General features: G+C 73.2%; 12 protein-coding genes and 5 tRNA genes. 7 read left to right on the plus strand and 10 right to left on the minus strand.

All coding sequences use genetic code 11. The annotated features are described in order from the left end of the window. Positions 1–15 precede the first annotated feature (15 nt). The 4 genes from ACIBPC_RS12840 to ACIBPC_RS12855 form a co-directional block, all read right to left on the minus strand. Positions 16–576 (minus strand): HIT domain-containing protein, encoded by a 561-nt coding sequence (locus tag ACIBPC_RS12840; RefSeq protein WP_362967367.1) that lies wholly within the window; start codon positions 574–576, stop codon positions 16–18. 67 nt (positions 577–643) lie between these two features. Further along, entirely contained in the window at positions 644–2,623 is a 1,980-nt protein-coding gene (thrS, locus tag ACIBPC_RS12845; protein ID WP_362967370.1) for a threonine--tRNA ligase, read from the minus strand. A gap of 210 nt (positions 2,624–2,833) precedes the next feature. Further along, positions 2,834–2,905 (minus strand) — tRNA-Val (locus tag ACIBPC_RS12850). Between the two features lie 46 nt (positions 2,906–2,951). Further along, positions 2,952–3,425, minus strand: a complete 474-nt coding sequence (locus tag ACIBPC_RS12855; RefSeq protein ID WP_398843629.1) for an SRPBCC family protein — start codon at positions 3,423–3,425, stop codon at positions 2,952–2,954. Positions 3,426–3,584: 159 nt separating this feature from the next. Here ACIBPC_RS12855 and ACIBPC_RS12860 point away from each other — a divergent pair, with 159 nt between their 5' ends. Further along, on the plus strand, positions 3,585–3,998 hold the full coding sequence (locus ACIBPC_RS12860; protein WP_052850787.1) for an SsgA family sporulation/cell division regulator: 414 nt from the start codon (positions 3,585–3,587) through the stop codon (positions 3,996–3,998). A 148-nt stretch (positions 3,999–4,146) separates the two neighbouring features. Here ACIBPC_RS12860 and ACIBPC_RS12865 read toward each other — a convergent pair whose 3' ends face one another. Both ACIBPC_RS12865 and ACIBPC_RS12870 read right to left on the minus strand, forming a co-directional pair. Then, on the minus strand, positions 4,147–4,344 hold the full coding sequence (locus tag ACIBPC_RS12865) for a hypothetical protein (RefSeq protein WP_362967374.1): 198 nt from the start codon (positions 4,342–4,344) through the stop codon (positions 4,147–4,149). A gap of 116 nt (positions 4,345–4,460) precedes the next feature. Then, positions 4,461–4,889 (minus strand): hypothetical protein, encoded by a 429-nt coding sequence (locus ACIBPC_RS12870; protein ID WP_398843633.1) that lies wholly within the window; start codon positions 4,887–4,889, stop codon positions 4,461–4,463. Between the two features lie 118 nt (positions 4,890–5,007). On the opposite strand from ACIBPC_RS12870, the gene ACIBPC_RS12875 reads away from it, so the two are divergent. After that, positions 5,008–5,526 (plus strand): DsbA family protein, encoded by a 519-nt coding sequence (locus ACIBPC_RS12875; protein ID WP_362967378.1) that lies wholly within the window; start codon positions 5,008–5,010, stop codon positions 5,524–5,526. On the opposite strand, the gene ACIBPC_RS12880 is transcribed toward ACIBPC_RS12875, so the two are convergent. The 3 genes from ACIBPC_RS12880 to ACIBPC_RS12890 are packed head-to-tail and all read right to left on the minus strand — an operon-like array spanning position 5,508 to position 8,125. Next, positions 5,508–6,197, minus strand: coding sequence for a GNAT family N-acetyltransferase (locus ACIBPC_RS12880; protein WP_398843636.1), 690 nt, complete (start codon positions 6,195–6,197; stop codon positions 5,508–5,510). The two genes, ACIBPC_RS12875 and ACIBPC_RS12880, sit on opposite strands and share 19 nt — an antisense overlap. Before the next feature lie 30 nt (positions 6,198–6,227). Next, complete coding sequence (locus tag ACIBPC_RS12885; RefSeq protein WP_398843639.1) at positions 6,228–7,052, minus strand: aminotransferase class IV; 825 nt, start codon at positions 7,050–7,052, stop codon at positions 6,228–6,230. Beyond that, entirely contained in the window at positions 7,043–8,125 is a 1,083-nt protein-coding gene (locus ACIBPC_RS12890; RefSeq protein ID WP_398844359.1) for a chorismate-binding protein, read from the minus strand. The genes ACIBPC_RS12885 and ACIBPC_RS12890 overlap by 10 nt, the downstream gene beginning before the upstream one ends. Positions 8,126–8,252: 127 nt before the next feature. On the opposite strand from ACIBPC_RS12890, the gene ACIBPC_RS12895 reads away from it, so the two are divergent. From ACIBPC_RS12895 to ACIBPC_RS12910, 4 genes are all read left to right on the plus strand, one after another. Then, a tRNA-Gly gene (locus ACIBPC_RS12895) sits at positions 8,253–8,325 on the plus strand. Positions 8,326–8,349: 24 nt separating this feature from the next. Further along, positions 8,350–8,420, plus strand: a tRNA-Cys gene (locus tag ACIBPC_RS12900). A 4-nt stretch (positions 8,421–8,424) separates the two neighbouring features. Then, positions 8,425–8,496 (plus strand) — tRNA-Val (locus ACIBPC_RS12905). A 22-nt stretch (positions 8,497–8,518) separates the two neighbouring features. Then, positions 8,519–8,590, plus strand: a tRNA-Val gene (locus ACIBPC_RS12910). 259 nt (positions 8,591–8,849) lie between these two features. Here the strand turns inward: ACIBPC_RS12910 and ACIBPC_RS12915 are convergent. Then, positions 8,850–9,017, minus strand: a complete 168-nt coding sequence (locus ACIBPC_RS12915; protein WP_362967386.1) for a hypothetical protein — start codon at positions 9,015–9,017, stop codon at positions 8,850–8,852. A gap of 359 nt (positions 9,018–9,376) precedes the next feature. On the opposite strand from ACIBPC_RS12915, the gene ACIBPC_RS12920 reads away from it, so the two are divergent. Continuing rightward, positions 9,377–10,426, plus strand: coding sequence for a serine/threonine-protein kinase (locus tag ACIBPC_RS12920; protein WP_362967388.1), 1,050 nt, complete (start codon positions 9,377–9,379; stop codon positions 10,424–10,426). Positions 10,427–10,540 lie beyond the last annotated feature (114 nt).

Consider the following 10,540-nt stretch of genomic DNA (forward strand, 5'->3'; position numbering starts at 1 on the left):
CGGAGTCGCGCGGGATCAGGCCGGCGGCCAGGCCGCGGCGAGCATCCGCCGGGTGTCGGCGAGCAGTTGGGGCAGCACGCGGGTGTGGCCGACGACCGGCATGAAGTTCGCGTCACCGCCCCACCGCGGCACGACGTGCTGGTGCAGGTGGGGCGCGATGCCCGCCCCGGCCGCCACGCCCTGGTTGATGCCGATGTTGAAGCCGTGGGCCCCGGAGGCGACGCGGATGGCGGTCATGGCGCGCTTCGTCATCTCCGCCAGCTCGGCGGTCTCCGGGCCGGTGAGGTCGGTGTAGTCGGCGACGTGCCGGTAGGGCACCACGAGGAGGTGCCCGCCGTTGTACGGGTAGAGGTTGAGGACGGCGTAGACGCTCTCGCCGCGCGCCGCGATCAGCCCGTCCTCGTCGCTCTTGCCGGGGATCGAGCAGAACGGGCAGCCGTCGTCGGCACCGGGCCCCGTCGGCCTGCCCTCGCCCTGGATGTACGCCATCCGGTGAGGGGTCCACAGGCGTTGGAACGCGTCCGGCGTCCCGACTCCGATCTGCTGCTCCGGCTCGCTGCTCATGGCGGCCAGCATATGGCGTGCGGGCGGCGCGCGGACCGGGGCCCGGGGACGGCGGACGCCGCCCCGGGCCCGGTGGCGCTCAGACCTGGGCGCGGGTGCTGACGGCCTCGGCGATCTCGCGGAGCGCGTCGGCGCGCGGGATGCCGTTCTTCTGGGAGCCGTCGCGGTAGCGGAAGCTGACCGCGCCCTGGGCGATGTCGTCGTCACCCGCGATGACCATGAAGGGGATCTTGGCCTTCTGCGCGTTCCTGATCTTCTTCTGCATGCGGTCGGACGAGCTGTCGACCTCGACGCGCAGCCCGGCGGCCTTCGCCTCGGCGGCGAACTCCTCCAGGTAGGACACGTGCCCGTCGCCGATCGGGATGCCGACCGCCTGGACCGGCGCGAGCCACGGCGGGAAGACGCCCGCGTAGTGCTCCAGCAGGACGGCGAAGAAGCGCTCGATCGAGCCGAACAGCGCGCGGTGGATCATCACCGGCGTCTGCCGGGAGCCGTCCGCCGCGGTGTACTCCAGGCCGAAGCGCTTGGGCTGCTGGAAGTCCACCTGGATGGTGGACATCTGCCAGGTGCGGCCGATCGCGTCCCTGGCCTGCACGGAGATCTTCGGCCCGTAGTACGCGGCGCCGCCGGGGTCGAGGACGAGTTCGAGGCCCTGCTTGCCGGCCGCCTGGCGCAGCGCCTCGGTGGCCTCGGCCCACTCCTCGGGCTCGCCGATGAACTTCTCCGAGTCGCCCCGGGTGGACAGTTCGAGGTAGAAGTCGTCGAGGCCGTAGTCGCGCAGCAGGTTCAGGACGAAGGTGAGCAGGGCGTCCAGCTCGTCCGGCATCTGCTCCTTGGTGGCGTAGATGTGGGAGTCGTCCTGGGTGAAGCCGCGGGTGCGGGTGAGGCCGTGGACGACGCCCGACTTCTCGTACCGGTAGACGGTGCCGAACTCGAACAGTCGCAGCGGCAATTCACGGTAGGAGCGGCCGCGTGCCCGGAAGATCAGATTGTGCATCGGGCAGTTCATGGCCTTGAGATAATAATCCTGGCCTTCGAATTCCATGGGCGGGAACATGGATTCCGCGTAGTTCGGCAGATGCCCGGAGATCTCGAAGAGCTTCCGCTTGCTGATGTGCGGGGTGTTGACGAATTCGTAGCCGGATTCCTCGTGCCGGCGGCGCGAGTAGTCCTCCATGACCCGGCGGACCGTGCCGCCCTTGGGGTGGAAGACGGCGAGCCCCGAGCCGAGCTCCTCGGGGATCGAGAAGAGGTCCAGCTCGGTGCCGAGCCTGCGGTGGTCGCGCTTCTCGGCCTCGGCGAGGAACGCGAGGTGGGCCTTGAGCTCGTCCCGCGACGGCCACGCGGTGCCGTAGATGCGCTGGAGCTGCGGATTGCGCTCGCTGCCGCGCCAGTAGGCGGCGGCGCTGCGCATCAGCTTGAACGCCGGGATCAGCCGGGTGCTGGGCAGGTGCGGGCCGCGGCACAGGTCCTTCCAGCACAGCTCGCCCGTCTTGGCGTCCACGTTGTCGTAGACGGTCAGTTCGCCCGCGCCGACCTCGGCACCGGCGCCGTCCGCCGCGTCGGCGGCGGCGCCCTTGAGGCCGATCAGCTCCAGCTTGTAGGGCTCGCCCGCGAGTTCGGCGCGCGCCTCGTCGTCGGTGACGACGCGGCGGGCGAAGCGCTGGCCCTGCTTCTGGATCTGCTGCATGCGCTTCTCGATGCGCCCGAGGTCCTCCGGGGTGAACGGCTCGGCGACGTCGAAGTCGTAGTAGAAGCCGTCCTTGATGGGCGGGCCGATGCCCAGCTTGGCCTCGGGGAACAGCTCCTGGACGGCCTGGGCCATCACATGGGCGGTCGAGTGCCGCAGGATGTCCAGTCCGTCCGGGGAGTCGATGGCGACGGGCTCGACGACGTCGCCGTCGGCGGGCTCCCAGGCGAGGTCGCGGAGCCGGTCACCGGTACGGACGGCGACGACGGAGCGGTCGCCCTCGAAGAGCGCGGCGGCCGTAGTGCCCGTGGTCACCACGCGTTCTTCCCGCTCGGAATCGCGCTGGATGACCACACGGACGTCTGACACCGGTCTCTCCTGACTCATGGCTGCTGGGGCGCGGCGTGGGGCCGCGCAGTTCCGCATCGTACCGAGCGGGCGCCCTCGCGGGCGAAGCGGTCGGACGGCGGCCCCGGAGGGCCGGGCGCCGGGCCGCGCGCGGGCGTGCGGAGGGAGGGGACAAAGAGAAAGTGGCCCGTTCCTCACCTTCTCGGTGAGGAACGGGCCACCTCGCACATGTGGGCGATACTGGGATCGAACCAGTGACCTCTTCGGTGTGAACGAAGCGCTCTCCCGCTGAGCTAATCGCCCCTGTGGGCTTGCGCCTTGCGGCACGGGAAGAACCATACAGGGCAGGTCACCCGTCGTCCAAATGCGTCCGCAGCCAGGCGCGCAGGCCCCTCTCCCCCGAGCGCATCATCACCGCGTGGTTGGCGCGGAACACGGGGCGTGCGGGCCGGGGGAAGCGGCGCAGGAGGGGGTGCAGCAGGGCGGTGTCCTGCTCGATGCGCACGTACGCGCCCCCGCCCCCGTCGCCGGTGACGGTCCAGCTCAGCCAGCCGTCGAGGTGGCCGCCGAGCCCGACCAGCAGGACGCCCGCCGCCGCGTCGCGGCGGACCGCCCGCACGGTGACGCGCAGGGCGACGGGCAGGACCGAGCGGAAGCGGCAGCGCCCGCTGTCCGGACCCGTGGGCGTCACCTCCCGCACCTCCCGCCACCACAGCGGGTAGCCCTCCGGCTCCGCGAGGACACGGAACACGGCGGGCGGCGGAGCGGGGAGCGACCACCCGGTGGTGAACCGATAGCGGCCGGCGGACGCGCGTCCGTTCAAGTCGTCTCCTGCTATATCGCTTATCTCTATTCGCCCATTGGAATGAGATTATCCGGCGCATTGAGGGCGGAGGTGTTTACAACCGACGGGTACGTGGCATGTCGATTTGGCCGACGTGCGAATCCCCGAGCGCACACTGAGCGAAAGGCCCTGGCGCTTATGAACACCACGGTCAGCTGCGAGCTGCACCTGCGCCTCGTCGTATCGAGCGAGTCCTCACTACCTGTACCCGCGGGGCTGCGGTATGACACGGCGGATCCCTACGCCGTACATGCGACGTTTCACACCGGAGCCGAAGAAACCGTCGAATGGGTTTTCGCCCGCGATCTCCTGGCCGAGGGGCTGCACCGGCCCACCGGCACGGGAGACGTCCGGGTGTGGCCCTCCAGGAGCCACGGCCAGGGCGTCGTCTGCATCGCCCTCAGCTCGCCGGAGGGCGAGGCACTGCTGGAGGCCCCGGCCCGAGCACTGGAATCGTTCCTGAAGCGGACGGACGCCGCTGTCCCGCCCGGCACGGAACACCGCCACTTCGACCTCGATTCGGAACTCTCGCACATCCTCGCGGAGAGTTAAGGACCCGCCGGTTCCCCACGCCGTCTGACTCGGGGCGACGGCGTGGGGCCGGCGACGACACGGCGCGGCGCCGCTGCGGGATTCCCCGCGGCGGCGCCGCGCTGTGCGGCGCCGCACGGCGGGCCAGGGAGGCGGCCCGTGCGGGGGTTCACAGGAGGAACTGATCGTGCACCCCCGCGATGAGCAGCAGGACGCCGATGACGGTCAGGAAGAGCATCAGCGGCGGCTGCGACAGGGCGAACAGGCAGCCGCGCGGCTGCGCGGGGTCGGCGGGGGGCGGGTCCGGCGGCGCGAGGGGCGGGACGGCGGTGTCGGGAGCGTGCTGCTCCCCGGTGATGTACGGCATGACGCGGCGATCATGACCCAGCGCCGTCACCACCGGCGATCAACAAGCCCTCTATACGGGGGTTTCCGCCCGATTCCGGGATTCTCCGGGAGTGGGCGTGCTAGAGCGCCTGTGGGTCAGATGCCGTGCTTCTTGAGGATGGCCTCGATGTCCGAGAAGTCGTCCCCCGCCCCGGCCGCCCCTCCCCCGGTGGCGCCGCCCACGGCCTTGCGGCCCGACGCGCGGCGGTCCTTGGGCAGCCCCGCCGGCGCGGCGGCCCCGGCGGACGCGGGGGCCGCGTCGCGGCCGCGGCCCCGGCCCTCGGCCAGGCGGCCGGAGAGGAACAGGACCACGGCGAGGCCGAGGACGCCGAAGCCCGCCCAGGCGACCGGGTTGAAGGTCATGTTGACCACGAAGCGGACCACGCCCGTCATGGCGAGCCCCACGGGGAGCAGGGAGATCGCGGCCAGGCGCAGCGCGGCGGCGTAGCGGCGGCGGCGCGCCACGAGGACCGCTATGCCGAGGCCTGCGGCGGTCAGAAGGGTACAAGCGGTGCCGATCAGCATCTTTCCATCCTGCCGCGTCGGCGGCCGGGAGGCCATCGTCCTGACGCGGGATGGGGGAGATCTCCGGGTGGACCCGGACGCCGACCGGGGTCGCGGGGGGTCTGGGAGACTGGGCGGCATGAGTGAGAGCAGCCCCCGCCCCGTCGTGCTGGACATGTGGTGCGACCTCCAGTGCCCCGACTGCCACCGCGCCGAGTCCGACGTACGGGCGCTGCGGGAACGGTTCGGCGAAGCCCTGGAGATCCGCAGGCGCCACTTCCCCCTCGCGAAGAACCAGCACGCGCTGGCCGCCGCCCAGGCGGCGGAGGAGGCGTACGCGCAGGGGCGCGGCGAGGAGTACTGGACGGCGCTGCTGGCCCGCACCCCGGAGCTGGGCGAGCGGGGGCCCGGGCTGCTGACCGCCCTCGCGTCCGAGCTGGGGCTCGACGCGGAGGAGGTGGGCACCGCGCTGATCGACGGCCGCCACCTGCTCGCCGTCGACACCGACCAGGCGGAGGGCCAGGCACTCGGCGTGACGGGCACGCCGACGTACGTGATCGACGGGCAGCGGCTGGACGGCGGGCGCAGCCAGGAGGGCCTGCGCGAGCGGATCACGGAGATCGCGGAGTCGCTGCTGGCTCAGCGGAGCGATTTGTAGACATGGTGGGCGGCGGGCAGATAGCCGAGCGTGCGGAGCAGGCGGTCCGCCCGCGCGAGGTCGAGTTCCCCGGCGCGCAGGGTGAGGCCGATGCGCCCGCTGCCCGCGTCGCGCGCGGTGTCCTCCGCGAGGAGCAGGAGCGCGCGGGCGTTCCCCTGTCCCCGGAACCGCTCGGGGACGTCGATCCGGTGGACGAACGCGCCGGTGCCGTCCGGTAGTCCGTGCGCCAGGGACACGCGGACCGCGCCGGTGGCCTCGCCCGTGTCCGCGTGCCGCAGTTCCCGTACGAGCGGGCCCGCGTCCAGCGCGCCGCCCGGCGGGCCGCCGGGCAGGGGCTTGGTGAGGGTGCGGGCGCGCTCGGACCAGCCGAGCGCGGCGGCCAGCCGCAGCGCCGTCGCGGCGCCGGAGGGAACGACGGCGCCCACGTCGGCGCATCCCCAGTCCCGCAGGATCTCCTCGGCGGCCAGCGCGGCGACGGTCCCCCGGCCGCGCCCGCGGTCGGGCGGGTGCACCGCGAGGCGGACGACCCGCCCTGTCGCGGGCCGGGGACCGTCCGCCGCGAGCACGAGCCCGCCCGCGTCCCGGCCGTTGACACGGATGCGGTAGGCGCGGGTGCGCCCGCCGCCCGCGGTGCGTTCTTCCGGCCCGTCAGGGCGGAGCGTCGTCGTCATCGGGGGATGCCTACCCAGCGGCGGGGCCCGTCACGGGTCGATGTCGGCGGCGGACCTCACGGCGAAGACGCGCATGGCCTCGGCGGTCACCGGCCCGGGGGCGCCCGGGAGTTCGCGGCTGTCCACGCGGCGCACTGCCTGGACGTCGCGCGTGGAGGAGGTGAGGAAGATCTCCTCGGCCCGCTCCAGGCAATCCATGGGCAGCTCGGTCTCGCGTGCGCCGCTCCACTCGACGACCAGGGCGCGGGTGACACCGGCCAGGCAGCCGGAGGAGAGCGGCGGGGTGTGGAGTTCGCCGTCGAGGACGACGAAGACGTTGGTGCCCGTGCCCTCGCACAGGTGGCCCGCCGTGTTGGGGAACAGCGCCTCGGACGCGGCCTGCTGGCGGGCGCGGGCGAGCGCGATGACGTTCTCGGCGTACGAGGTGGTCTTCAGCCCGGCGAGGGCGCCGCGCTCGTTCCGCGTCCACGGGACGGTGACGACGGCGGTGGTGTCGGGGCGGCGGGGTGTCTCGGCGTGGGCGACGACGAGGGTGGGACGGCCCTCGCCCCGGTCGGAGCCGAGCGGGGCGAGCCCGCCGGTGTAGGTGACGCGCAGGCGGCCGAGCGGCAGGGGCACGGCGTCGAGCACGGCGGCGCAGGCGCGGGCGACCTCGTCGCGGTCGGGCTCCGGCAGGCCAAGTCCGGCGGCGGACACGGCGAGCCGGTCGAGGTGGCGGCGCATCGCGAAGGGGCGTCCCGCCACGGTCTTCATCGTCTCGAACACCCCGTCGCCGACCGTCAGTCCGTGGTCGAAGACGGAGACGCGCGCGCTGTCGGCGTCGCGCAGCGCGCCGTCCAGCCAGATCAGCCCCATGAGGGTTCCCTTTCTCGCTTCTCGTCACGGTGGCCGCCGGGGCGGTCACCGGGGCCCGTGGCACCCGGTCGAGACGCTATCGCGAGCAGCCGCGCCGCCTTGAGTTCGGTCTCGGCCCACTCCCCCGCCGGGTCGGAGTCCCAGGTGATGCCGGCTCCGGCGCCGAAGCGCAGGACGGGCGCACCGGCGGCGCGGTCGATCCAGAACGTGCGGATCGCGACGGCCAGCGCGGCGGTGCCCCGGTCCGCGTCCACCCAGCCGACGGCGCCGCAGTACGGGCCGCGCGGCGCCGTCTCCAGCTCCTGGATGACGCGCAGCGCGCTGGACTTGGGGGCGCCGGTGACCGAGCCGGGCGGGAACGCGGCGTCCATGAGGGCGGGCCAGTCCGAGCCGGGCGCGAGGCGTCCGGCGACCGTGGAGACGAGGTGCACGAGCCCCGGGTAGGGCTCGGGGACGCACAGGCCGGGGACCGTGACGGAGCCGGGCGCGCAGACGCGGCCGAGGTCGTTGCGGACGAGGTCGGCGATCATCACGTTCTCCGCGCGGTCCTTGGGGAGGAACGCGTCGGCGGTGCGGGCGGTGCCCTTGATGGGTCCTGACTCGACCAGGGCGCCCTGGCGGCTGAGGAAGAGCTCGGGCGACGCGGTGGCGATCTCGACGCCGTGCGCGGGCAGTCGCACGGTTCCCGCGTAACGGGCGGGGTGGGCCTGCGCGAGGAGCGCGGTGAGGGCGTCGATGTCCGGGTCGTCCCCGGCGGGCAGCGGCGCGGAGAGCACCCGGCAGAGGTTGACCTGGTAGACCGTGCCCGCCGCGATGTGCTCGCGGACGCGGGCGACTCCGGCGGTGTACGCGGCGCGGTCCAGGGAGCTGGTCCAGGCGTCGCGGCGCGGTCCGCGCCACCGGCCGGGGACGGCGGCGGGGGGCGGCGCGGGGCGGACGTCGGCGAACCGGGCGCACAGCGGCGGGCCGTCGTCCCCGGCGACGACCGCCCACCATCCCGAGGAGTCGAGGGCCGCCGGGTCGCGCGTCACGTCGCGCAGTCCGGTGGCGAGGAATCCGCCGAGGCGGGCCATCGGGGGGAAGTCGGGCACGCGTGCGAGTCTAGGGGGCCGCCGGGTACCGAGTTTGAGCTGGCCGGTGAATCCGCTAGAGTTCATGACGTCCCCGGAACACGGAAGTGACCCGGGGGAAGCACCAAGTGCGGACGTAGCTCAGTTGGTAGAGCACCACCTTGCCAAGGTGGGGGTCGCGAGTTCGAGTCTCGTCGTCCGCTCGATGGGGGTCACGGCCCCTGTGCGGTGGAGTGGCCGAGAGGCGAGGCAACGGCCTGCAAAGCCGTCTACACGGGTTCAAATCCCGTCTCCACCTCGGAGGACGATTAGCTCAGCGGGAGAGCGCTTCCCTGACACGGAAGAGGTCACTGGTTCAATCCCAGTATCGTCCACGGGACCCCCAGGGGTCCGCCCGCGCGATTAGCTCAGCGGGAGAGCGCTTCCCTGACACGGAAGAGGTCACTGGTTCAATCCCAGTATCGCGCACCGCGAAGAGGCCGGAGAGCATCGCTCTCCGGCCTCTCGCGTTCTCCGCGTACCGCCAGGGAACCGCCCACTCCCCGGACGCGCGTACGGGACGCGGCGACCGGAATGTGGCGACGCCGCGAGCTTTCCGGGCATACGCTGTGCCCGGGACAGCTCCCCAGCTGTCCCGGGCACACATGCCGTCCGCCGTACCCCCGTCCCCACGGGGTTTTCGCCGGTGTCCCCGGCCCGAGCCGCTCTCTCGGGCCTGGGGCGCCGCTCAGCGCCCCAGCAAGCCGGCCACGGACGACGCCTGTGTGACGACGGCATCGATGCCGCCGGTCATGACGGCCAGGGCGAGGGCCAGCGGCAGCACCATGGCGGTGGCCACCAGCGGATGACGCCTGGCGCTCGTACGGCTCTGCGGCCTGAGTGCCGTCTGGGCCATCTCACCTCTCCTGTCGTCAGGTTGGGGGCGGCGGGCGGGTGACCTCGGGGGACGAGTGCTGCGCCCGCCGCTTGATCACCACAGTAGGCCGCGTACGGGGTCCCGGGCGTCAGCCCGGCGTACTGACCTGGGGGCCTCCCGCAGGAGGAGGCGGGGGGTCCGGGGCTACTCCCCTGGGTGGACGAGGCGTCGCGGGACCCCGGGTTTCCCCCCAGGGGACGGCTTCCCCTGCCGCGTCCGCGCCGTTCAGGGGCCTCTTCGCACCGGCCTGCGACATCGCCGCGCGCGGCCTTCTCACTGCTCGGCCCGCACAGTCCGTAAGCTGAGGCCCATCACAAGGACGGGGCAGCGAGGTGGACATGGCGATGATGCGGCTCCGGCGCGAGGACCCGCGAGTCATCGGCGCGTTCCGGCTCCACCGGCGGCTGGGCGCGGGTGGCATGGGGGTGGTGTACCTCGGCTCGGACCGGCGCGGACAGCGCGTGGCGCTGAAGGTCATCCGGCCGGATCTCGCCGAGGACCAGGAGTTCCGCTCACGGTTCGCACGGGAGGTGTCGGCCGCGCGGCGCATCAGGGGCGGCTGCACGGCCCGGCTGGTGGCGGCCGATCTGGACGCGCCGAAGCCGTGGTTCGCGACACAGTACGTGCCCGGCCCCTCGCTGCACGACAAGGTGGCCGAGGACGGCCCCCTGTCGGCCGCCGAGACGGCCGCGATCGGCGCGGCCCTGGCGGAGGGGCTGGTGGCCGTGCACGAGGCCGGGGTCGTCCACCGGGACCTCAAGCCGTCGAACATCCTGCTCTCCCCCAAGGGGCCCAGGATCATCGACTTCGGCATCGCCTGGTCCACGGGGGCGAGCACGCTGACCCACGTCGGGACGGCGGTGGGCTCCCCCGGCTTCCTCGCGCCCGAGCAGGTCAGGGGGCAGGGGGTCACCCCGGCGTCGGACGTGTTCTCGCTCGGGGCGACGCTGGCGTACGCGGCGCTGGGCGACTCGCCGTTCGGGCAGGGCAGTTCCGAGGTCATGCTCTACCGGGTGGTGCACGAGGAGCCGCAACTCGACGGCGTGCCCGCCGCGCTGGCCCCGCTGCTGCGGTCCTGCCTGTCCAAGTCGCCGAAGGAGCGGCCCAGTACGCTCCAGCTGTCGCTGCGGCTGAAGGAGATCGCGACGCGTGAGGCGCGCGGGGTGGGGCAGCGGGTGCCCGCGGCGGCGCGGGTGCGTCCCGACAGGCCGGCCCCGGCCCCCGGCCCGCGCAGGCCGGAACGGCCGCAGCCGAGGCCGCGTCCCGGGGCGCGCAGGCGGGTGGTGGACAAGCGGCTGCTGCGGCAGCGGCTGGTGGTGTTCGTGACCGTGACGCTGTTCGTGGCCCTCGGCATCGCCGCCGCACAGGGCTGCCAGGGACCCGTGTAGGCGGGACAGCTCTCCCGCGGCAGGCGGGTACCGCGCCGTGCGCGGGGCCGGGCGGCCTGCCGCCTCCCGACGGTTCCTGCGTAGCCGTCCTCGTAGCGATCACTCCACCGGCCA

It is taken from the genome of Streptomyces sp. NPDC049879 (genome assembly GCF_044461265.1).
Classification (GTDB): domain Bacteria; phylum Actinomycetota; class Actinomycetes; order Streptomycetales; family Streptomycetaceae; genus Streptomyces.

Excerpts from the sequence above, each read along its gene's own strand:
- ACIBPC_RS12915 (WP_362967386.1), bottom strand. The coding sequence starts at position 9,017 with ATGGCCCAGACGGCACTCAGGCCGCAGAGCCGTACGAGCGCCAGGCGT.
- ACIBPC_RS12875 (WP_362967378.1), top strand. The coding sequence starts at position 5,008 with ATGAGTGAGAGCAGCCCCCGCCCCGTCGTGCTGGACATGTGGTGCGAC.
- ACIBPC_RS12920 (WP_362967388.1), top strand. The coding sequence starts at position 9,377 with ATGGCGATGATGCGGCTCCGGCGCGAGGACCCGCGAGTCATCGGCGCG.
- ACIBPC_RS12860 (WP_052850787.1), top strand. The coding sequence starts at position 3,585 with ATGAACACCACGGTCAGCTGCGAGCTGCACCTGCGCCTCGTCGTATCG.
- ACIBPC_RS12840 (WP_362967367.1), bottom strand. The coding sequence starts at position 576 with ATGCTGGCCGCCATGAGCAGCGAGCCGGAGCAGCAGATCGGAGTCGGG.
- ACIBPC_RS12885 (WP_398843639.1), bottom strand. The coding sequence starts at position 7,052 with ATGGGGCTGATCTGGCTGGACGGCGCGCTGCGCGACGCCGACAGCGCG.
- ACIBPC_RS12865 (WP_362967374.1), bottom strand. The coding sequence starts at position 4,344 with ATGCCGTACATCACCGGGGAGCAGCACGCTCCCGACACCGCCGTCCCG.
- ACIBPC_RS12880 (WP_398843636.1), bottom strand. The coding sequence starts at position 6,197 with ATGACGACGACGCTCCGCCCTGACGGGCCGGAAGAACGCACCGCGGGC.
- ACIBPC_RS12890 (WP_398844359.1), bottom strand. The coding sequence starts at position 8,125 with ATGGCCCGCCTCGGCGGATTCCTCGCCACCGGACTGCGCGACGTGACG.
- ACIBPC_RS12870 (WP_398843633.1), bottom strand. The coding sequence starts at position 4,889 with ATGCTGATCGGCACCGCTTGTACCCTTCTGACCGCCGCAGGCCTCGGC.